Origin of the sequence: Yeguia hominis (genome assembly GCF_014384705.1) — a bacterium.
Taxonomy (GTDB): Bacteria; Bacillota; Clostridia; order Oscillospirales; family Acutalibacteraceae; genus Yeguia; species Yeguia hominis.
Window position 1 is genome coordinate 1 of the sequence record NZ_JACRSN010000026.1, and the last position, 19,846, is coordinate 19,846.

Annotated in this window: 23 protein-coding genes and 1 pseudogene; 7 read left to right on the plus strand and 17 right to left on the minus strand. The window is 51.1% G+C overall.

The features are described 5' to 3' along the window. Window positions 1-189 precede the first annotated feature (189 nt). Genes msrB through IAG03_RS12970 form a run of 4 tightly spaced genes read right to left on the minus strand, consistent with a single transcriptional unit; the run spans window position 190 to window position 3,367 of the window. The gene (msrB, locus tag IAG03_RS12955) at window positions 190-1,302 is read right to left on the minus strand and encodes a peptide-methionine (R)-S-oxide reductase MsrB (protein ID WP_249320538.1); all 1,113 of its coding nucleotides are present in this window, start codon (window positions 1,300-1,302) and stop codon (window positions 190-192) included. A gap of 37 nt (window positions 1,303-1,339) precedes the next feature. Then, window positions 1,340-2,296: a TlpA disulfide reductase family protein gene (locus IAG03_RS12960; protein ID WP_430472465.1), complete on the minus strand. Its 957-nt coding sequence runs from the start codon at window positions 2,294-2,296 to the stop codon at window positions 1,340-1,342. Window positions 2,297-2,301: 5 nt separating this feature from the next. After that, window positions 2,302-3,195, minus strand: a complete 894-nt coding sequence (locus IAG03_RS12965) for a 4Fe-4S binding protein (RefSeq protein ID WP_249320540.1) — start codon at window positions 3,193-3,195, stop codon at window positions 2,302-2,304. Between the two features lie 25 nt (window positions 3,196-3,220). Beyond that, complete coding sequence (locus tag IAG03_RS12970) at window positions 3,221-3,367, minus strand: CD1871A family CXXC motif-containing protein (protein WP_249320545.1); 147 nt, start codon at window positions 3,365-3,367, stop codon at window positions 3,221-3,223. Window positions 3,368-3,510: 143 nt separating this feature from the next. Between IAG03_RS12970 and IAG03_RS12975 the strand changes: the two genes are divergently transcribed. Together IAG03_RS12975 and IAG03_RS12980 are read left to right on the plus strand one after the other, a co-directional pair. Beyond that, entirely contained in the window at window positions 3,511-4,188 is a 678-nt protein-coding gene (locus IAG03_RS12975) for a response regulator transcription factor (protein ID WP_249320498.1), read from the plus strand. Then, window positions 4,185-5,321, plus strand: coding sequence for an ATP-binding protein (locus tag IAG03_RS12980; protein ID WP_249320499.1), 1,137 nt, complete (start codon window positions 4,185-4,187; stop codon window positions 5,319-5,321). Before IAG03_RS12975 ends, IAG03_RS12980 begins: the two co-directional genes overlap by 4 nt. 137 nt (window positions 5,322-5,458) lie before the next feature. Here the strand turns inward: IAG03_RS12980 and IAG03_RS12985 are convergent, their stop codons facing one another. Beyond that, window positions 5,459-5,692 (minus strand): hypothetical protein, encoded by a 234-nt coding sequence (locus tag IAG03_RS12985; protein WP_249320500.1) that lies wholly within the window; start codon window positions 5,690-5,692, stop codon window positions 5,459-5,461. A 79-nt stretch (window positions 5,693-5,771) separates the two neighbouring features. On the opposite strand from IAG03_RS12985, the gene IAG03_RS12990 reads away from it, so the two are divergent. Continuing rightward, window positions 5,772-6,002, plus strand: a complete 231-nt coding sequence (locus IAG03_RS12990; RefSeq protein WP_249320502.1) for a UPF0158 family protein — start codon at window positions 5,772-5,774, stop codon at window positions 6,000-6,002. Between the two features lie 61 nt (window positions 6,003-6,063). Here IAG03_RS12990 and IAG03_RS12995 read toward each other — a convergent pair whose 3' ends face one another. Beyond that, the gene (locus IAG03_RS12995) at window positions 6,064-6,777 is read right to left on the minus strand and encodes an ATP-binding protein (RefSeq protein ID WP_249320503.1); all 714 of its coding nucleotides are present in this window, start codon (window positions 6,775-6,777) and stop codon (window positions 6,064-6,066) included. A 99-nt stretch (window positions 6,778-6,876) separates the two neighbouring features. Between IAG03_RS12995 and IAG03_RS13000 the strand changes: the two genes are divergently transcribed. The 4 genes from IAG03_RS13000 to IAG03_RS13015 all read left to right on the plus strand — a co-directional run bounded on the left by IAG03_RS13000 (window position 6,877) and on the right by IAG03_RS13015 (window position 10,625). Beyond that, window positions 6,877-7,542: a Crp/Fnr family transcriptional regulator gene (locus IAG03_RS13000; protein ID WP_283243166.1), complete on the plus strand. Its 666-nt coding sequence runs from the start codon at window positions 6,877-6,879 to the stop codon at window positions 7,540-7,542. A 34-nt stretch (window positions 7,543-7,576) separates the two neighbouring features. Then, entirely contained in the window at window positions 7,577-8,080 is a 504-nt protein-coding gene (locus IAG03_RS13005; RefSeq protein ID WP_249320504.1) for a hypothetical protein, read from the plus strand. Window positions 8,081-8,461: 381 nt separating this feature from the next. After that, a complete protein-coding gene (locus IAG03_RS13010) occupies window positions 8,462-10,075 on the plus strand; it encodes an MBL fold metallo-hydrolase RNA specificity domain-containing protein (RefSeq protein WP_249320505.1) in 1,614 nt (537 codons plus the stop codon). Between the two features lie 40 nt (window positions 10,076-10,115). Further along, on the plus strand, window positions 10,116-10,625 hold the full coding sequence (locus IAG03_RS13015; protein ID WP_249320506.1) for a hypothetical protein: 510 nt from the start codon (window positions 10,116-10,118) through the stop codon (window positions 10,623-10,625). Window positions 10,626-10,810: 185 nt separating this feature from the next. Here IAG03_RS13015 and IAG03_RS13020 read toward each other — a convergent pair. From IAG03_RS13020 to IAG03_RS13070, 11 genes and pseudogenes are all read right to left on the minus strand, one after another. After that, window positions 10,811-11,359: pseudogene (locus IAG03_RS13020) on the minus strand (ParA family protein); the annotation flags it as partial. Window positions 11,360-11,950: 591 nt separating this feature from the next. Then, a complete protein-coding gene (locus IAG03_RS13025) occupies window positions 11,951-13,177 on the minus strand; it encodes a tyrosine-type recombinase/integrase (RefSeq protein WP_249320508.1) in 1,227 nt (408 codons plus the stop codon). 58 nt (window positions 13,178-13,235) lie between these two features. Continuing rightward, a complete protein-coding gene (locus tag IAG03_RS13030; RefSeq protein WP_249320509.1) occupies window positions 13,236-14,459 on the minus strand; it encodes a tyrosine-type recombinase/integrase in 1,224 nt (407 codons plus the stop codon). A 17-nt stretch (window positions 14,460-14,476) separates the two neighbouring features. Next, window positions 14,477-14,704, minus strand: a complete 228-nt coding sequence (locus IAG03_RS13035) for a helix-turn-helix domain-containing protein (protein ID WP_249320511.1) — start codon at window positions 14,702-14,704, stop codon at window positions 14,477-14,479. 386 nt (window positions 14,705-15,090) lie between these two features. Continuing rightward, window positions 15,091-15,567 carry a sigma-70 RNA polymerase sigma factor region 4 domain-containing protein gene (locus IAG03_RS13040; RefSeq protein WP_249320512.1) on the minus strand — a complete coding sequence of 159 codons (477 nt, stop codon included), beginning with the start codon at window positions 15,565-15,567 and terminating at the stop codon, window positions 15,091-15,093. 507 nt (window positions 15,568-16,074) lie between these two features. Then, on the minus strand, window positions 16,075-16,314 hold the full coding sequence (locus IAG03_RS13045; RefSeq protein WP_249320513.1) for a hypothetical protein: 240 nt from the start codon (window positions 16,312-16,314) through the stop codon (window positions 16,075-16,077). A gap of 11 nt (window positions 16,315-16,325) precedes the next feature. Continuing rightward, the gene (locus IAG03_RS13050; protein WP_249320514.1) at window positions 16,326-16,658 is read right to left on the minus strand and encodes a hypothetical protein; all 333 of its coding nucleotides are present in this window, start codon (window positions 16,656-16,658) and stop codon (window positions 16,326-16,328) included. A gap of 33 nt (window positions 16,659-16,691) precedes the next feature. Next, a complete protein-coding gene (locus IAG03_RS13055; protein WP_249320515.1) occupies window positions 16,692-17,309 on the minus strand; it encodes an SOS response-associated peptidase in 618 nt (205 codons plus the stop codon). A gap of 15 nt (window positions 17,310-17,324) precedes the next feature. Next, window positions 17,325-17,813 (minus strand): SLOG family protein, encoded by a 489-nt coding sequence (locus IAG03_RS13060; protein ID WP_249320516.1) that lies wholly within the window; start codon window positions 17,811-17,813, stop codon window positions 17,325-17,327. Between the two features lie 13 nt (window positions 17,814-17,826). After that, window positions 17,827-18,363 carry a hypothetical protein gene (locus IAG03_RS13065; RefSeq protein WP_249320517.1) on the minus strand — a complete coding sequence of 179 codons (537 nt, stop codon included), beginning with the start codon at window positions 18,361-18,363 and terminating at the stop codon, window positions 17,827-17,829. Between the two features lie 33 nt (window positions 18,364-18,396). Beyond that, window positions 18,397-19,794: a Y-family DNA polymerase gene (locus IAG03_RS13070; RefSeq protein ID WP_249320518.1), complete on the minus strand. Its 1,398-nt coding sequence runs from the start codon at window positions 19,792-19,794 to the stop codon at window positions 18,397-18,399. Window positions 19,795-19,846 lie beyond the last annotated feature (52 nt).

Sequence of the window (19,846 nt, forward strand, 5' to 3'; positions counted from 1 at the left end):
TCATGGCCTGAACATCCATTATTCTATCACTGTTGGCTAGTGCCCTGCTTAAGCTTGAATCCCACCCGCCTAGCGGGTGGCTTTTTGTTCCGCGCAAAAGCGCGGAACTGCCTCAAGGTGAGAAAAAGAAGGCTGTTCTTTTGAAGAACAGCCTTCTTGCTTTTTCGCTTGATGTGTATGCACCTGAAATCATTTCTCAAACAGGTACAGGAGATACCCATACCCCTCGGCCTCCATTTTTTCATAGGGGACGAAGCGCAGGGCCGCACTGTTGATGCAGTAGCGCACGCCGTTTGGCGACTCCGGGTCGCCGGTAAACACATGACCGAGGTGGGAGTCTCCGGCGCGGCTGCGGACCTCGGTGCGGCGCATTCCGTGGCTCAGATCCTCTTTCTCCACCACGGCAGGGCTCTCAATGGGCTTTGTAAAGGCGGGCCAGCCGCAGCCGCTCTCGTACTTATCCGTGGAGGAAAAGAGCGGCTCGCCGGTGACGACATCCACATAGATGCCCTTTTCAAACTTGTCCCAGAGCTCGCCCGTGAAGGCGCGCTCCGTGCCGCTCTCCTGCGTGACGCGGTACTGCTCCGCCGTCAGCTTGTCCCGGATGGACTCCGCTGCAGGCTTCTGATAGTCGCCCGGATCGATGCGCAGCCGGGAAAACAGCTCCATCTCCGCGCGCGGGATGTGGCAGTAGCCGTTCGGGTTCTTTTCGAGGTAGTTCTGGTGGTACTCCTCGGCGGGATAGTAGTTCTTGAGCGGGCCGATCTCCACGAAGAACTTCCCGCTGCGTCCCCGCTCGATCTCCGCGATGCGCTCCACCGTCTCCTTCACGCTTTCGTTGGTGTAGTAGACGCCGGTCTGATACTGACTGCCCATGTCGTTGCCCTGCCGATTCTCCACCGTGGGGTCGATCACGTAGAAGTAGGCCAGCAGCAGCGCGTCGAGGCTCACCTGCTCGGGGTCGTATTCCACCCGCACAGTCTCCCGAAAGCCGGTCTCTCCCTTGCAGACGGTCTTGTAATCGGCGTCCGCTTCGCAGGTGCCGTTGGCATAGCCGCTCTCGGCGTCGATGACACCGGGGATGGACTGCATCAGGTGCTCCATGCCCCAGAAGCAGCCGCCTGCCAGATAGATGACGTTTTCCGTGGTATCCATATACATGCTTCCTTCACCGGACATATCAGAGGGCTGTTCGGTCATTTCCTTCTCGTCCGTTTTCTGCGGCATATTTTTCTGCCCGGCAGTGCAGCCGCTCAGCAGCAGTACCGCGGTGAGCAGAAGCGGCAATACGCTCCGATACATGGTGTATCCCTCCTTCCTGAGGAGATAAATCCGTTTGTCAAGCCATATCGGCGGCAAGAGCCTGGTCGATGAGCTTTTGCAGCGTCTCCGCCTGCTTCTTTTCCGTGATGGCACCTACGATGGGTTCACCCACGATATTGCCGTTGCGGTCAACCACATAGGTGGTGGGGTAGGCAAAGATGTTCGTGGTGAACTTGCCAGCCTCGCCGTCGGAAGCGAAATACACATTCGGATAGGTCGCGCCCTTCTTGGCCAGTACATCCTTTGCTTCGGAAATTGCCGCTTCGTCGCCGTCCAGCGTGAAGGTATTGACGCCGATGAGTGCGCCGCCCTTCTCCGCAAGCTCCTTGTTCAGCGCGTCCAGCTCGGCAAGCTCGCCCACGCAGGGGTTGCAGGTGGTGAACCAGAAATTCACTACGGTGACGGCGTTGCCGGAGAACAGATCGTCGCTCTTCACCGGGTTTCCATCCAGATCCTTGCCCTCAAAAGCAGGGAATTTCTGCATGCTGCCGTCATCAGGCGGCGCGGTCATGTCGCTGCCCGCGGGCACGCTCATAGCGCCATCCATAGATTCCTGTGCCGCCTCGGGGTACTTTTCCTCAATCATGGTCAGCTTGTTTTCAATCTCGCGGATCTTCTCCGCCGCCTCCTTAAGCAGCTTCAGCTCATCCTCCGTAAACTGATCTTTGGCACCTTCGATGGTGTCCAGCAGGAACTCACCGTAGTTTTTGCCGTCCTCCTGCATGGTCATTCCCTTGTCGGCCGCCATAAAAACCTTTTCCCAAAGCGCTGTGTTCTCCGAGAGAATGGCATTTTCCTGCGCCATCAGCTCCTTGTGCATGGCAACCGCTTCCTCGGCATTCTTCGGTTCGCTGCTCATTCCGTCCATTTTATCTCCGCCCTTTGTGCTGCAGGCCGCCAGAGAGAGCACCATCAGTGCAATAAGCAGCAGTGCCAGCAATCTGCTGGTAGTATTCGTCCTATTCATCTTCATTTGTTTTATTCCTCCTTGTTATTGTTGTTTGTCTGCAGCGTTTCCGCTGCTTTTGCCTTATCTTTACCGTCACCAAAGCCGTAGCGGAAGCACACGGCGTTTGTGGGACAGGCGCGTATGCACATCCCACAGCGGATGCACTCGGTGTGGTTGGGCGTCTTTGTCACATCCACATCCATCTTGCAGGCTTTGGCGCATTTCCCGCAGGAGACGCACTTGTTTTTATCCACCTTCATTTGGAAGAGGGACACCCTGTTAAACAGCGCATAGAACGCCCCCAGCGGACAGAGCCACTTGCAGAAGGGACGGTAGAACACCACGCTCAGCACTACCACCGCCAGCAAAACGCCGAATTTCCATGTAAAAAGAGTGCCGAGCGCTTCCCGGATGCCGGAGTTGGCAAGGGACAGCGGGATGGCCCCCTCCAGCACGCCCTGCGGACAGAGGTATTTGCAGAAGAAGGGATCGCCCATGCCCACATCGTTCACAAGGAACGCCGGCAGCAGGAAGACCATCACCAACAGAATGGCGTACTTGAGGTATCGCAGCGGCTTCAGTCTCTTTGTGGAAAGCTTCTTCGTGGGGATTTTGTGCAGCAGCTCTTGAAACCAGCCAAAGGGGCACAGAAAGCCGCAGATGAAGCGTCCCAGCAGGACTCCCAGCAGGATGAGAAATCCCGTGATATAATAAGAGAAGCTGAACTTTGACGAGCCTACCACCGCCTGAAACGCCCCGATAGGACAGGCGCCCGATGCCGCAGGGCAAGAATAACAGTTCAGCCCCGGTACGCAGACGGTCTTCCCCGCGCCCTGATACAGTTCGCCCTTGAGAAAATTCGGCAAGTGCAGGTTGGTCAATAACGTTGACCCCGCCTGGATCCAGCCTCGGAGGCGGGACATGGTCTGTGACATGCTTGAAAACCTCTTACCCAATGCCCACACACTCCAGACACAGCTTAATCGCCTTGCTCAGCACGGCGGTCGCCTCGCCTCGCCATATGCCGAAGCACAGCATGGCGATTCCTGCAACCAGCAGCACAGCCTGCGCCGCCGCCTTTTTTACATGGCTCAATTCCATCACCCTTTCCGTTTTTCTGTCACTATCATAGCGCGGGAGAGTTAAAGTCCCTGTTAAGAACGAAAAATTAACGCAAACCTTATCTGTATTTGCTATAATTAAGGCAACATGAAAATGAAGAAAAAAGGAGGGCTCTCATGCACCTTTTAGTAATTGAAGATGAACGCGCCCTGTGCGAAACCATCGTCCGCAGCCTGCGGCGCCTGGCCTACAGCGTGGACTACTGCTACGACGGGGAGAAGGCTCTGGAACTGCTGGGCGTGGAACGCTACGATCTGGTACTTCTCGACCTGAACCTGCCAGGGAAGGACGGTATGACGGTGCTGCGGACCCTGCGGCAGACCGACCGTGAGACGCGGGTGCTGATCCTCTCCGCCCGCAGCGAGGTGGAGGATAAGGTGGAGGGGCTGGACGCGGGCGCCAACGATTATCTGGCAAAGCCCTTTCATCTGGCGGAGCTGGAGGCCCGCATCCGCAGTCTGACCCTGCGGCAGTTTACTCAGCAGGACGTGCTACTAACCTGCGGCAACCTGCGCTTCGACACCCGTTCCCGCACCGCCGCCGTCAACGGGCAGGCCTTGACGCTGACCCGCAAGGAGACGGGTATTCTGGAATATTTGATGGTGCATCAGGGCCGGCCAGTGAGTCAGGAGGAGCTGATGGATCATGTCTGGGACAACAGCGTGGACAGCTTCAGCAACTCCATCCGGGTCCACATCTCCGCCCTGCGCAAAAAGCTGCGCGCCGCGCTGGGCTACGATCCCATCCGCAACCGCATCGGCGAAGGCTATCTGATGGGAGGCGATGAGGCGTGAGAAAGATTTCCCTGCAGTGGCGCATCACGCTGATGACTGTTCTGCTCATCGGCGTCACCTGCGTGGCCATGAATCTGCTGCTCTGTTCATCCGGCGTGTATTATATGGACAAAATTGCGGACGCTTTGCAGGGCAGCGGCAATGTGATCCTGAATGAGGAAAGCACGGCGAGCTTTGACCCGCAGCTCGTCGCGCCCAGCGAGGAGCTGACCATCGTTGTCGATGGGGCGCAGGGACGCTTCCGCACCACCAACTGGTATATCACGGCTGTGGTGACACTGCTCAGCGGCATTCTGGCCTATTTCGTCAGCGGACGCGCCCTCAAGCCCCTGCGCAGCTTCGCCTCTCAGGTGGAGAAGGTGCAGCTGAACAATCTTGCCGATATGCGGATCAATGAAGATGTTATTCCGGAGTTCCGGCAGCTCAGTCACTCCTTCAACCAGATGCTGGAGCGGCTGAATAACGCCTTTTCCGCCCAGCGGCAGTTCACCGGCAATGCCGCCCACGAGCTGCGCACGCCGCTTGCACTGATGCAGGCGCAGCTGGAACTGTTTTCCGCAGAGCATCCCGACGTGCTGCCGGAGACGGCAGAGTTCCTCACCCTTCTGCGGGAGCAGACGGAGCGGCTGACCCAGATGACCAAGACTCTCCTGGAGATGAGTAATCTGCAGCAGGTGGCGCGGAACGAACAGATTCAGCTTGCTCCCATGATTGAGGAGATCTTCACGGATCTTGCGCCGCTGGTGGACAAGCGCGACATCACGCTGGAGACGTATGGCGACGCTACTCTGACCGGAAGCGACGCGCTGATCTACCGGCTGCTCTTCAACCTGACAGAAAACGCCGTCAAGTACAACCGCCCCGGCGGTTCGGTGCGGGTCACGGTCGCGCAGGAGCCGGAAAAGCTTCTGATCCGTGTTTCCGACACCGGCTGCGGCATCCCGGAGGAGTATCAGCGCAGTATCTTCCAGCCCTTCTTCCGCATAGACAAGTCCCGCAGCCGCGAGTACGGCGGTGCGGGGCTGGGGCTCTCGCTGGTGTGGGAGATTGCCAACCTCCACGGCGGTTCCGTTTGGGTGGAGGAAAGCTCGGAAAACGGCACTGTCATTGCGGTAGAACTGCCGGTACAGTGAAGCTGTATCTCACTGCAATTAATCTGCGCAGCGGGAGCGCCCTTCGGGCCACTCCCGCCTTATCTTAAAAGAGGCATGAGCAAGGAGCAATATATTGAGTTTCCGGAGGAATATACCCGCCGGGAACTGAATACCCGCTATCGGGAGATCCCGCTGAAGGACACGACCTCACGCCTTTTACGCAAATATTTCAATGCGATGGCAACCTCTACGGCATTATCCCGCTGCACAAGGCGAAGGAGATCATCTTCTCCCTCAGCCCGAAGCTGGTAACGGAAGACGAATTTCTTGCCTTTGCGGAAATTGCCCGTCATGAGTGCGAGGACTACTACATTCTGGGCGGGGATGAGCTTTACACGGATGCCAAGCATACAAAGCTCCTTATCTTGCCGATTCCTTGATGACCGATATGACGGAGGATGACAAAGCTCTTGCCGCCGCATAGAAGCTATGCCGGAAAGGTTTCTTCGCTTTCCGACCAAGTACGAGATCCATCCGTACCGCATCATGGAGGATTTTATTGATCAGCTTTCTCCCGGAAAAGCGCAGAAGGAACTTGCCTGCGCTATCCGGGGAAAAGGCGCATTCCGCCGGTTCAAGCAGTCTGTACGCTTTCACGGGCTGGAACGGCGTTGGTATGACTATCTGGCGGAGGCGTACCAGGAGCTTGCGATCCGCTGATGCGAGGAAGAAGGATTGGAGTATACAGAATGAAAGAGACTATCCTTTTGCCTCACTGCAATTATTCTTCCTTCAGTCTGCCGTCCACCGTTACGGTAACGACCTGCCACGGGATAAACTTCCCGCTCTGCCGGAGCGCCTTTTTCGCCGCCAGCTCCAGCCCGCCGCAGCAGGGAACCTCCATGCGCACGACGGTGACGCTCTTAATGTCGTTGCCGCGGATAATCTCCGTCAGTTTTTCGGAATAGTCCACGCTGTCCAGCTTGGGGCAGCCAACAAGGGTGATGTGTCCCTTGATGAATCGCTCGTGGAAGGCAGCGTAAGCATAGGCAGTGCAGTCGGCAGCAATAAGCAGTCGCGCGCCGTCAAAATACGGAGCGGTCACCGGCACCAGCTTGATCTGCACCGGCCACTGGGAAAATCTGCTTACCCGTTCGGTGCGGGGCGGCTCTTTATTGATCTCCTCTGCTCGCCGGATATTCCTCGACTGACTGCCGGGGCAGCCACAGGGCAGGGTCATGCCCTCCTTCTGCATCTTTCGTTGTTTATTTTCCATGACGGCCTTTTCGTCATAGGCAGCAGCCTCCCGCTCCACAAAGGTGATGGCTCCAATGGGACAGACAGGCAAACAATCTCCCAATCCATCGCAGTAATCGTCCCGCATGAGCTGCGCCCTGCCTTCTACCATTGCGATAGCGCCCTCGTGGCAGGCTGCAGCACAGGCGCCGCAGCCGTTGCACTTTTCTCTATCAATCTGAATCATTTTCCGGATCATTTTTATCTTCTCCTTGCTGTATTATCTTGACTTTGCGATTCCATTCTACTACCATTATTTATGAAAAGCTGTTGGTATGCCAACTCGGAGGCGAAAAACATGCAGATTAATCTGGCAAACACTCTGCTCTTTCGCGGAATGGAGCCGTCGGACATCGACGAAATGCTCGGCTGTCTTCTGGCAAAGGAGCGCACTTACAAAAAAGGTGAAATCATCTTTCCAGAGGGCTCACCAACAGAGCAGATCGGCGTGGTTCTCACCGGCAGGGTCGTGATCGAGCTGGGAGATGTCTGGGGAAACAACAGCGTGCTCAGCAGCATTGGCCCAGGCGGGGTCTTTGCGGAAGCATATGCCTGCGTACCGGGGGAGCCGCTCATGGTCAATGTGACCGCGGCTGAGGATACCGAGGCACTGCTGCTGAATATCAAGCGGGTGCTGGAGCCCTGTTCCAAAGTCTGTCCGTACCATGTACGGCTCGTGCAGAATCTGCTGGCCCTGTGTGCAGGGAAAAATCTGCAGCTTTCCCGCCGTGTGCTGCACACCGGCCCAAAATCTATTCGGAAGAGACTGCTCTCCTTTTTTTCGGAGTGCATCAAGCGCACCGGCAGCTATTCCTTCGATATCCCCTACAACCGCCAGCAGCTGGCGGATTATCTCAGCGTGGAGCGCAGCGCACTTTCCAACGAGTTGTCCATCATGCAGCGGGACGGACTGATTCGGTATGAGAAAAACCATTTTGATGTTATGGAGCAAATCGAGGACTGACATAAGGAAACCGCGTATGCAAAGGAGGCCGCCGATGACCAGCAGAAAACGAACGGGCGAAGTTGTCCCGTTCCATAAAGGAAATACCCTGAACACCATGAAAATGGCTTTTTCCGGGCGGCGGCAGCAAATAGGCAATCCCTCCTTTGAAGAACTGCTGTCCGTGTCCCTTACCCGTCTGCCGGAAAATAACGGCCATACCGTGGAGCGCGTGCTCATGAAGCATACCCATACAAGCACCTCGGATAAGCAGCTCTATATCGTGATCAGTCAGACCGGAACGGTGCTGTCCCGGATTCTCAAGTACATCACAGGCGCCGAATACAACCACGCCTCCATCAGTCTCTCCAAAGATCTGGAGAAGATGTACTCCTTTGGCCGCAGGCATCCCTATAACCCGTTTTGGGGCGGCTTTGTAATAGAGTCACCCCGTACCGGGACCTTCAAGCGCTTTTCCGACACAAGAGCACTCGTTCTGAGTGTGCCTGTCAGTGAAGAGCAGCATGCGGAACTCAGAAATATGCTCGAAGATATGTGAAAACGAAGGAAGAAGTACCGCTACAACTTTTTCGGGCTGTGTCTGGCATACTTTCATATTGCATGGAAACGCGAAAACTACTATTACTGCTCGGAGTTTGTAGGAGAGTTGCTTATAAAAGTTCGGATTGACGGCGTTGAGTGCTTACATTCTTCTATCATACAGCCAATTCACTTTCTCCGACTGCCGCACACGCAGCTCTATTGCGGGAAGCTGCGCGAATATGTGCGGCAAGATAGCATGGGCACTATTCTTCATGAATAAAGCAGACTGCCCCCTCATCCAAAGATTCCATCTTCCGCATTATGCACTGACGAACGGGGAGCGTGCCTGTTCACAACCATCGCAGAAAACCAAAAATCTGACAGGGAGAGACTGCCTATGAAAATGACCTTCCTCGGCGCCGCACACGAAGTGACCGGCTCCTGCACATTGCTGGAGGCCTGCGGCAGAAAGATTCTCATTGATTGCGGTATGGAGCAGGGACCGGATATCTATGAAAACTGTGAGCTACCGGTACATCCTGCGCACATCGACTTTGTGCTTCTGACCCATGCGCATATCGATCACTCCGGCAAACTGCCTTTGCTCACAAAAAACGGATTCTACGGTAAAGTCTTTGCGACAACAGCGACCCGGAACCTTTGCGCCATCATGCTCGCCGACGCCGCTCATATCCAGGAAGCCGAAGCCGCGTGGAAAAATCGCAAAGCCAAGCGTTCTGGCGAGGAGGGGTATACGCCGATGTATACGCTTGAGGATGTTCAGGAGCTGATGCCCTGCTTCCGCACCGTCGATTACGGTGAGCCGGTCGAGCCGTGCAATGGTATCCGCGTTGAATTTTTCGATGCGGGACATCTGCTTGGCTCCGCAAGCATAAAGCTCACCATCACAGAAAATGGCATCCCGCACCGCATTGTTTTTTCCGGAGATGTGGGCACGCCAAAAAGGCCGCTCCTCTGTGCTCCCGTTTCTCCGACTGAGGCAGATACTCTGATCGTTGAGTCTACCTATGGCGACAGGGAACGGGCGCCACAGTCGAAGGATCTGGAACAGCGCCTTGCGGAGATTATTGACAGCACCCTTGCAGGTGGCGGAAATGTGGTCATTCCATCCTTTGCGGTGGGAAGGACCCAGGAACTGCTGTATATGCTGCGCCGGATCAAAGGCCGTAAGCTTGCTATGATTGACTTCCCCGTCTGGCTGGACAGCCCGCTTGCCATCGAAGCGACCAACATCTATCAGGAAACGCTGCGAAGCTATTTCGACAGCGAAACAAACGCTCTGCTTGACCACGGCATCAATCCGATTGGATTCGATGGGCTGCATCTGTCGGTAACAAGCGATGCTTCCCGGCAGATCAATGCCGACATAACGCCTAAGGTGATCATTTCCGCATCCGGCATGTGCGAGGCCGGACGGATTCGCCATCACCTCAAACACAATCTGTGGAGACCGGAATGCACGATTCTGTTTGTGGGATATCAGGTGGAAGGTACGCTTGGAAAAAAGCTGCTGGATGGGGTCAAATTTGTCAATCTATTCGGGGATGAGGTCAGGGTTTGTGCGAGCATCCAAATCCTTGACGGTATTTCCGCCCATGCAGACAGGGATCAGCTGATCGAATGGATTGCAGCAATGGAAACGCGACCGAAAAAGGTCTTTGTCAACCACGGCTCCGACGGCGTGTGCGACAGCTTCGCCGGGGCGGTCACGGAGCGGCTTGGAATTGAGGCGACAGCGCCATACAGCGGTGATGCTTATGACCCGGTGAGCGGTGCACAGCTGGCAGTTGGAAGCCGCATGAAGGTCAAGGATCGCAGCGCAGAACGAACGCGCAGATTCTCCGCCGTCTGGTCGAGGCTCTATGCGGCAGGTATACGGCTGATGGGGGTCATTGAGCGCAGCCGGGATTGCAAAAGCAAAGACCTTGTCGTTCTGACAAACCGGATCAACGCGCTCTGTGATAAACAGGAAAAGGAGATCCGTAAATAAAATCGAAGTAAGGCCACAGTTCACGCAGGGAGGGTAGGATGTGATTGAAAATTTGCACATGCCTGAAATCATTATGCCAACTTGGCTTCTATGGATATTCCCACAGACATGGATTTTTCTCTTTCCTATTACCCTGACAGCAGATTGCCTTGTCCTGCTTCTGGCCTTGAAACGGATGAGGTGTTCCTGCAGAAAGCAGTTCTTGTGGAATGTTTGGCGGAAGGTATGGCTTTTGGGACTTGTCGCCGACTTTTTCGGTTTTGCTTGGATGTTTCTTGGAGCAATGATGGCATTAGGACATTCGAATCGTGAGCATGAGCGTGGCTGGCACAGCGCCATGGAACATATTATGCATAAACCTTACGGCAACTGGCAGGTGTTTCTTTGGACGCTTACGGCAGTAGTTATCTCGGGGCTATTTATCTACCTGTTCAATCGGAGAATGCTGCGACGAAATTCTTTCTTGCGAGAATACCAAAGCAAAAAGCTTGCCGTAATACTGGCCATATTTACAGAGCCTTGGCTGTTTTTCCTTCCCGCATTCAAGTAAACGCCCTGAAGCGCAAAAAAGCAGCAGCACAGAGTGAAAAATCGCTCTGTGCTGCTGTTGTGCATTGCTCCTCAATAAAAATTTGGAGCAGCCCCTTATAAGGCAACCTGCTTCAGGAACTCTTTAATCCTGATCACGCCGGCATAGACAGAGGGTGGATCATCTTGCACGACGAGGGTCGGAGCCTGTGTCAGTCCTTTGGCGGGCAGATACTCTGTCTGAACGGGAATTATGATCCTGTTCGCAGCTGCCAGCGCATTGACCGTAAGCATCCCTAATGAGGGCTGGCAGTCAATCAGGATATGGGAATACTGTCCCTTCAATGTGTCCAGGTATTGCCGTAAAATCGTTTCACGACTCATAGCGTTTACCAGAGAAACCTCCATACCGGAAAGCTGAATATCCGCAGGCATCAGGTCAACGCTTTCTGCATAATGCAGAATACCTTCTCCGGGGCGTATAGGCTGATCCATCAGAATTTTGCCCATTGCATCCGACAGTGTAAATGGCAGCTTGTCCGGCTGCGGATTTCCCAGGCTGATTGTCAGGCTCCCTTGCGGGTCCCCGTCGATCAGAAGCACTTTCTTTCCGGCCTGTGCCAGACCTATTCCCAAGTTCGCACAGGTTGTTGTTTTGCCAACGCTTCTCCGCTCCCGCTCCGGTCAGTGCTGAACATGTGCCACTGGCACATAGCACCCTTTCTGGTTGGCGATGGCGATGATTTGTGTGTTCATGACTTCACCTCATTTCTGATTGTTGCTGTCGCTTCTGGAAATAGAAAAAGCCGCCACTTCAAAATCATAAAGTGACGGCTCTTTCTAATGCCGGAATCTCTGAAATAAAAAAGGCACCCAGTTATTTGTTACTGAGTGCCTGCATTAGAATCATATTTAATTGTTCAGATTATGCCAAACTCTCCAGCGAAAAATCCGGTGTCTGAGAGTGCCAAAATCGCCCTCAAAAACACCCCCGAAATTGCTCTCTGGTTGTCCTATTTTTTAACCACTAAGGCCGTTTCTTTGACCCCATTTTTGCCGGTTGTCCTATATTTAACCACTAAAACTCCAGTGAAAACGGCTCTCGTTAGGTCAAATGGGGTCAAACTATATCAGCCCGTTGGGATATAAGAAAACCCCGGAAAACATTGATTTTCCGGGGTTTTTGACCTTTTGAGTTGTAAATTTGCGTCCGATCAGCGCTTGCTGAACTGCGGAGCGCGACGGGCGGCTTTGAGGCCGTACTGAATCAGTATTATTGCATTTTTCCCAGTGCTTTCAAGGCTTTTCGCAGACTCACTTCCCGTTTTCCCCTATGAGTTAACCCATCTAAGAAGCAGGGTTCTCCCTGTATTCTGTTGAAGGTTGAAAGGCTTCGTTTACTACCGCAGCCAGTTCCCACGGCTTATTATATTTGACCTTTGCGTAAATGTCCATAGTCACCTTGCTATTCTCGTGTCCGGCCAAGTACTGCACCGTTTTCGGGTCAACACCTTCATGAATCAGATTCGTGATATAAGTGTGCCTGAGAAGATGTGGTGTCACATTGAAATCCAGTGTATAGTAGATGCTCTTGTCCGTTCTGCATCTCTCACCAAGCTTAGGTGAAATGGTGTGGTGGATTTTTTCGCCATTGATATACCGATAGATTTTTCTTTCCTTTACCCTGCGGACTGTAATGTAGTGCCATAGTCTGCAGAACTGAGAGTCTGACAGCGGCTCACCATTTGAGTCAGAGATTACATAATCAGAAGACGATTTTTCTTTTTCAGCCTTTAAACAATCAGCAAGAAGCTGTGGGATAGGGATGTCTCTCTTTGCCGCAGGAGTTTTCAGAAGCGTTGTCACTTCAGGGCGGTTTTTAACAGACCTCCATGCTCTGCGAACCGAAATATAGGGGATGTCTTCATCAATATGTACGCAGTCCCACTGCAGACCTAAAATTTCTTCGCGTCTGAGACCAGCATACAGTCCAAGCATTACAAACAGGTAAGGGGGGAGGTCTTTAATTGTATCAAGCAAAGTGCCAATCTGCTTATCTGTGAGAGCCACTTTCTCTTTCTTCGCCTTACCGCCACGCGGGTTGATACACGCTGCGGGGTTATCCTTAATTACATCACTCTCTACTGCTGAGTAGAAAACGCATTTCAGGAGCATATTGACTGTTCCATAGAGGCCCTTAGACATTTTCGAGACAGGAACCATAAGCATTTTCAAATCATCCGCCGTGATTTCATCAATATACCGATCTCCAATGGGCGCAATAATATGCCTTTCCATAGCCTTTCGGTATCCTTCCAGGGTGTTCGGCCTGACTGTGGCCGATTTCATCTTAAGCCACTTCTCACAGTATTCTCTTACAGTCGGATTGTTCTTGCGGAAAATAGCATCAGCTACCGCTCTGGAGGCAGCCTGTGCCCTATCGTAGACCTCTTCACATGTTTTACCGTAGATATCAACTTGCTTTCCGTCTGCGTCCAGAATTCTCGTCCTGTAATACTCGGTTCCGTTCTTCTTGACTTTGCCGTACTCCGGAATAACTTTTTTCTTTGCCATTGTAATTCTCCTTTTACTTCAAAGGGGGCGGGCTTAAGCAATGCCCGCCCCCGTTCTTTCACTTCGTTGTTGCCTCGTTCCACTGATTAAAAACATGCTCCAGCATAGGTGCAACATCTTTAGGACGGTTGTATTTTGCCTTAGCATAGATATCCATAGTGATCTTGCTGTTTTCATGGCCGGCAAGGTATTGAACTGTCTTGGGGTCTACAGACGCAAAGATCAGGTTTGTGATATAGGTATGCCGAAGCTGATGCGGTGTCACTTCAAAGTCCAAGCTATAGACTACCTTGCCGTTGTTGCGCGCCTTTTCTCCTAGAACGGGGTAAATGGTGTACTTCACATACTTTCCTCCAACGAACTTCCTGGCCTTACGAGGTTTCGCCGTCCGCGTTGTGATATAGGTCCAAAGGCGCTTGAACTGCGTATATGTGAGAGGTTGTCCATCCTTATTGGCTATAACATAATCTGATGTAGAAGATTCCTTCGCCTCTTTGAGCGCCTCAAGAAGTCGTGGAGGAAGTGGAATGCTCCTCTTTGCCGCATTCGTCTTCAGCTCTGTTAGGATAACAGGCCGATTATTCTCCGTATGCCACGCTCTGCGAACAGTCAGATATGGTGCGTCCAAATCTAGGTAGACAGAGTCCCATTTCAGGGCAAGAATCTCTTCTCTGCGGAGGCCTGCATACAACCCCAACATGACGAAAAGATAGGGAGGAAGCCCTTTCGTTGCCTGGAGCAGCTTCTCAACCTGCTCATCCGTAAGTGGAATTCGATCCTTTTGAGGAACCCCACCACCTTCCGGTGATAGATAGATCGTGGGGTCTTTGTCGATTACCTTGCTTTCAAGAGCAGAGTGAAAAATGCATTTGCACAGAACATTGACTGACTTAAACACAGAGGATGAAAGCGTCGAGGCCGGTATGATTGCCAGTCGAATATCGTCTGCGGTTACATCTCCCATCTTCATATCGCCAAGCGGTTTTATGATATGGTTCTTTACCTTGGAGCGGTAGTCAATCATCGTAGTTTCCCGAACATTGGCTGATTTCATAAGAAGCCACTTTTCACAGTATTCTCTTACCGTGGGGGTACTTCTCCGGAAGGTCTTGTTTTCGATCTGTTTTTCAACCTCCATGACCTTTTCGTAGAGCTCCTCACGCGAAGCGGCATACAATGAGATTCGATTTCCTTCGTCATCACTGAGGCGGGTTCTAAAATAGATTTTTCCCTTTATCTGCACGGTTCCGTAGTCCGGAAGGAGCGGTTTCCGTTTTGCCATTTAGCGTCCTCCTGTTCTTATTCGCCCCTTCGCTTTCTATACGTGGAGCGTGTCGGCGCAGATGGCTTTGCCCTGTGGGTGCATTTTGCGATATACTCATCAATCGCAGTTTCCGTGAAGTAGACACAGCCGTTTTCAACGAACTGCACATAGGCAATCAGGCCATTGAGCCTTGCTTGATCCAGCGTTTTCACGCTGATTCCCAAAATCTCAGCGGCGTCTTTTCTCGAAATCAGATTCTGCATAATTCCACCTCATTTAGGGAACACACAGTACATAGGGCTGAAAAGAGTCGCTTTTCATTTATAATGCTATTCATTTTCGACCCCACTTTCCAATGTGCGAATTACATGCTTTCCGGGCTTTTGTACATTTGCCCGCTTGGAGATCAGGAAGTCATAACCAAAGCGGCTGTTGCAGTAAGTGCAGAGATCCTTGTTAACCTGATACGGGTCCTTCCTCATGATTTTGTAAGATGGAATATCGTAAAAGGCACTCGCGCATTTAGAACAAAGGCAAATCTCCATTTCCTTGCAGTTGCTATCCATCGACAATTTGTTTCCTCACTTTCTCGTTGTAGGAGATTTACCTCCTCAAGTGGTAGATCACGAGAAAGGGAAAAAATTAAGCCTTATTCGGATTTTCTTAACTTTTTTCGAATCGTCTTCAGCTTCAGACATATTGCAGTGGGACTTTTTCTGGTTTTTTCGCTAATCTCCCGTTGTGAGTAACCGCCGAATGCAAGCATATCAATTAGATCGAGTTCATCAGCCGTAAGTCGCATTAGACTTTTTATTAGATCAGCGTCCTCGATCTCATCAAGCCACCAGAGTTTAGCATCCTCAGTCGGCTGCTGATATACAGTCAGAGCATCAATAAATTTATGCAGTAAAGGGTTGTGGCCCTCTTCCTCCATGTCAGGCTCTTCAAGGATGCCCAAGCGCTGTGTATGACGTTGGTAGGCAAGATCCCTGTTGAATTGATGCAGATCATACTCATACATCTCAAGAATCTGCTCATCTGTCATCCCCGCAGCTTTGTACTCTTTCCGAAGCTTCTGCTGAGCTTCCGAAAACTTTTTTCTCGCATATGCAAAATTGATTCCCATTTTGTAATCTCCTTTGAATTTTTGAATTTGGGTGAAAGTCAAAAATTCGGAGATCACGGGTATTCAGCGATATAGCAGAGCCACTGATCGCACATAAAAAGTCCTTTCCGCCTGCTACGGTCCAAAGGACACAACTACGCTGGCGAAAAGGACTCCCGATGCTGCCTGCCTGAAAAAGGGCGCAGAAATCTAAGGGTACCCATACTGCTTTTTCAAAAGAGTTTGAAATCAGCGTATTTGTATCCTTGGCCCTTGTACTTCAGGCTGCGAATATGTATTTGTGATGTCGGTAAAAAACAAAAAAGGCCACCGACAAGGCAGACCTATAGATAGAACTATAGTGTCTTACCTTGCCGGTGGCCTCTCACGTATGTCTGGAATAACTACCGGTTCATGTTCGGGCGGTTGCCCACGATCAAGTGACCTGGAAGCGGATTTAGCGCGGCCCTGTTTCAGCCCGACCGTTCCGTCGTGATGTCGTTGATTCAGTTTTAGGTTCTTACACCGTTATGAGATAGAAGCAGAAAACCCATGTGCTTTGAGCCAGGTACGAGCGATCTGCACTTTTTCTTCCGGTGCGTTCTTAATCTCGCAAATTGCTTTATAGACACCAGCCCAAAATACCACATCAGGTATGTTTGCACTGTCACTATCGCCATACTTCGCGCAATACGCCTCAATCTTCTTCCTGTCTAAGCTGAAAAGCGCCTCATTGCGCTCTTTCACAAAATTCGCAACTGTATTCATCTGTACACCTCCTATGTCTTTTCTGATATTGGCTCATCATCAAAGTAGAACCGAGTCACGTTGTCCTTGCCAAAAGTTGCCCGTTTAACTGCCAAGAGTGCAGAGACAACGCTATCTATACTCTCTGGCTTTGAAAAGAGCATTGCAATATCATCATGCGGATGATAAGCGCCTTTGACGGTTTTACTCAAATCCGCGTCGCTATCAATCCCGCCGATTTCAGTCGGTTCACGATTTTGGAACATGAGCATTGCCTGTGGTTCTTCTATCGTTCCAGCCATAGAAACCAATATACTCACGTCTCCGTTTCCAAACTGGATACGATTTAAGTGCGTATATACCATCCTGATCTCACCTCACCACAAAAGTGTCTAATCCTATATCGCTTTTTCCATAACCATGTCGGTCATTGCAAAACGAAGGAGCTCCTCCGGGTTAGAACGCGGGTCTATCCACTCGTCTATTCTTTCTTTCGGAAAAATCAATGGCATTCGGTCGTGAATACGTCGCAACTCATCAGTAGGCTCTCTCGTCAGCACCGTAAAGACCGGAAGCGAATCTTCTATACGGTATAATCCTGCCAGCCATGTCATAGGCGATCCATTAGGCTGGATCATATATTTGTCTCCGGTCTTTTTCTGTCCGGAATTACTGATTAAATGTTCCCATTCAAAATACCATGACGCAGGTATGATGCAGCGACGCTTTTCCCAAGCTTCTCTGAAGGTGGGCTTTTCTGCTACCGTTTCCGTTCTGGCGTTGACAATCAGCGATCTGCCCGGAATCTGAAAACCCCATTTCATTGGGAACGCAGCCCTATGACCGTTACGGTTTGGAGCTATCACGGGCACAACGTTTGTCGGTCTGATTTCCCCGGATGTAAGGATCGCATTGCCAGCTTTGATGTACTTACCGGAAAGCTGAGACCGTTGTACCTCTGCAATTATCTCGCGGATTTCTTCAGTATCGGGCTCAACATAAAAGCGTGTACACATACAACCATCTCCTATTCAGGCTTGGATGTACACAGCAGGCACACCCACTTTCTTGGCATAGTTGATCGTATTCCCGGTGCCACTTGGCTCGCCGTTATATACGGCAATTACTCTGGCAGACCGATCAACCATCCATTCATTTCGCTTTTGATACGCGTATTTAGAATAGCCGTCGCAGATATAGTGTACCTCGTCAGCCTTGTTTAGCAGTTTATGATATCTGTTCTTCCATCGGTCCTTCCACCGAGATTCAAAGCCAGCAAAATGTATTGCGGCAATCAATTTGATATTTCGATTCCAAAACCGCTTCTTTAATACGAGTTCACCGGCCCAAATATCGACACCGTATGCCATTCCAGGAATGAAGGTTGTATAACCATCGTCAATGGCTTGATTGATAGCTTGCTTCAAGTCTTCCAAAATCTCTTTTTCTGACCTCTTTAGTTTGTTCTCGCGGTGCCCAGTGAAGCAACAACATTTTGGTCTATTCATTTCCAATGTCATTGTTCATACCTCCTTAGTCTTCCGGATAATCTGTGGTCCAGTCTTTTTGGAATATCCCATCAGCATTATCAATGCGAAGGATATCCTCAAAGGAGATTCTTGTATTATCTACAAGAATACTCCCATAGAGTTCGTCCACATTCCAGCAAATACCCGTCAGCTTATGATATCGTCCACGAAGGTTATACGCTTCACTATTCTCATCAGCGCAAGGCACATAGTAGACTACCGTGACTTTAATCCGGTTTGCTCTGGTCATCCTACCGTTGTATGTCATCCCTTTTAGGATTTGGAGTCTGCGATCAAGCTCGTTCTGGTCATCCTCGTTCAGCTCTATGCGATCACGATATAGAATATCTTTGGAGGCAATAGCCTCATTAAATCCTTTCAGGGCATCGAACGGCGAGAATATCTTGGCTCTCCGGCCTACGTCCATACTCGGATGACGAGCTCGAAACAAATCAAACCGGTCGTGTTGCGGCTTTCCTTTCAGAAATACCTCTCGATAACGGAAGTCCGCTGGCATTGCCATGACGCCAATGCTGCTCACTTGAGTTCACCTCCTGCACCAGCAGGAAGTGGTTCAAGCTTTATGGCCACCAATCTGCTGATTTCTCTCCAATGTTGTTGCGCCCTCCATAAGGTTCAGCCCCTTGAAAAGGGCGTTTGCGCCGAACTTCCGGCGCACTTCGAGCATAGCGCCCTGAAGCTTTCTGTCTCTTTCCAGTGCTTCGTAATCAATAAACATATTAAGCTGAAACACTCCGCTGTCTTCTTTCACATCATTTGCACAGACGCCTAATCTCCGATATAGAAGTCGGTGATCAGTCTTATCATCAAAAGATTTCAACAGGGGCGCAGTGATGATCTGAATATTATTGGTGATAGTCGGAAGCTTTACGGTCCCATTACTGTGTTTAGGGTGGATTCTCCCGTAGAAATCCATACTGAGTGGCCCATCATAAGAAGGACACACCTCTAAACTTTTATAGTCGTAGGATACCCACCAGGAGCAGCCCTGCGTCACAAGATTCTTTGAGAACATATCCGTGCAGAGGACCTCGATCATCTCCCGGAACACCAGACGAGCTTCCTGATACTTGTACGGTCTCGAAAGGACTTGACCATTGCTAAGGCTGTGCCCATCACTTTTATAGGATTTTATATCCGCCATCGTGACCGGTTCAATTCCCCAGGCATGGTCAACTAATATCTCACCATCAATACCAAAGGTCTTGTAAAAGAACTCCTCATCCCACTGTGTTCGGGCCGCTATATCGCCCATCGTGAACATATAGGCTTTCTCAAGGCGTCTTGCTTTTCCATTGCCTATCTGCCAGAAATCCGTTAGCGGCTTATGATCCCAGAGCAAGAACTTATAGGAGTCTTCATTTAGTTCTGCAATTCTGACGCCATCTTTGTCTGCCGGCTGCTTTTTAGCAACAATGTCCATTGCAACTTTGGCAAGATAAAGGTTTGTCCCGATCCCGACCGTGGCTGTAATTCCTGTTGTTCGTAATACATCCCGGATCATCGTCATAGCCATGACATGGGCCGGATTTGTATTTAGTTTATTTGCTTCCTTCCTGTATGCGTGAAGATAACAAGTGCAGTCGATGAAGCACTCATCTATGGAATACACATGAATATCCTCCGGAGCAACATACCGAAGATAGATTCCATAGATCTGTGCGGAGATTCTTTCATACTCCGCCATTCGCGGAACCGCAATAATGCAATCGACCTTTGTACGCGTTTTGGCCTCGTACTCTCTGATTTTCTGCTTCGCTTCAAAAAGCCTCGGCCTTCCTGGAACTCCTTTCGCCTTAAGGGATGGGGAAACCGCCAAGCAGATCGTCTGGTCAGATCGGGACTCGTCCGCAACCAGCAGATTTGCCTTTAGCGGATCGAGTCCCCGGTGTACGCACTCTACAGAGGCGTAATATGATTTCAGGTCGATACAGATGTAGGTCCTATCCATACAATTTCATATCATGTCCTTCCGTTTTTCTGAAGAACTTGATTATCTCTTT

Excerpts from the sequence above, each read along its gene's own strand:
- IAG03_RS12965 (WP_249320540.1), bottom strand. The coding sequence starts at position 3,195 with ATGTCCCGCCTCCGAGGCTGGATCCAGGCGGGGTCAACGTTATTGACC.
- IAG03_RS13045 (WP_249320513.1), bottom strand. The coding sequence starts at position 16,314 with ATGAATACAGTTGCGAATTTTGTGAAAGAGCGCAATGAGGCGCTTTTC.
- msrB (WP_249320538.1), bottom strand. The coding sequence starts at position 1,302 with ATGTATCGGAGCGTATTGCCGCTTCTGCTCACCGCGGTACTGCTGCTG.
- IAG03_RS13070 (WP_249320518.1), bottom strand. The coding sequence starts at position 19,794 with ATGGATAGGACCTACATCTGTATCGACCTGAAATCATATTACGCCTCT.
- IAG03_RS12960 (WP_430472465.1), bottom strand. The coding sequence starts at position 2,296 with ATGAAGATGAATAGGACGAATACTACCAGCAGATTGCTGGCACTGCTG.
- IAG03_RS13010 (WP_249320505.1), top strand. The coding sequence starts at position 8,462 with ATGAAAATGACCTTCCTCGGCGCCGCACACGAAGTGACCGGCTCCTGC.
- IAG03_RS13030 (WP_249320509.1), bottom strand. The coding sequence starts at position 14,459 with ATGGCAAAACGGAAACCGCTCCTTCCGGACTACGGAACCGTGCAGATA.
- IAG03_RS13040 (WP_249320512.1), bottom strand. The coding sequence starts at position 15,567 with ATGGGAATCAATTTTGCATATGCGAGAAAAAAGTTTTCGGAAGCTCAG.
- IAG03_RS12975 (WP_249320498.1), top strand. The coding sequence starts at position 3,511 with ATGCACCTTTTAGTAATTGAAGATGAACGCGCCCTGTGCGAAACCATC.
- IAG03_RS12990 (WP_249320502.1), top strand. The coding sequence starts at position 5,772 with ATGCCGGAAAGGTTTCTTCGCTTTCCGACCAAGTACGAGATCCATCCG.
- IAG03_RS13055 (WP_249320515.1), bottom strand. The coding sequence starts at position 17,309 with ATGTGTACACGCTTTTATGTTGAGCCCGATACTGAAGAAATCCGCGAG.
- IAG03_RS13025 (WP_249320508.1), bottom strand. The coding sequence starts at position 13,177 with ATGGCAAAGAAAAAAGTTATTCCGGAGTACGGCAAAGTCAAGAAGAAC.
- IAG03_RS13000 (WP_283243166.1), top strand. The coding sequence starts at position 6,877 with ATGCAGATTAATCTGGCAAACACTCTGCTCTTTCGCGGAATGGAGCCG.
- IAG03_RS12995 (WP_249320503.1), bottom strand. The coding sequence starts at position 6,777 with ATGATCCGGAAAATGATTCAGATTGATAGAGAAAAGTGCAACGGCTGC.
- IAG03_RS13035 (WP_249320511.1), bottom strand. The coding sequence starts at position 14,704 with ATGCAGAATCTGATTTCGAGAAAAGACGCCGCTGAGATTTTGGGAATC.
- IAG03_RS13005 (WP_249320504.1), top strand. The coding sequence starts at position 7,577 with ATGACCAGCAGAAAACGAACGGGCGAAGTTGTCCCGTTCCATAAAGGA.
- IAG03_RS12985 (WP_249320500.1), bottom strand. The coding sequence starts at position 5,692 with ATGCTTGGCATCCGTGTAAAGCTCATCCCCGCCCAGAATGTAGTAGTC.
- IAG03_RS13050 (WP_249320514.1), bottom strand. The coding sequence starts at position 16,658 with ATGGTATATACGCACTTAAATCGTATCCAGTTTGGAAACGGAGACGTG.
- IAG03_RS13060 (WP_249320516.1), bottom strand. The coding sequence starts at position 17,813 with ATGACATTGGAAATGAATAGACCAAAATGTTGTTGCTTCACTGGGCAC.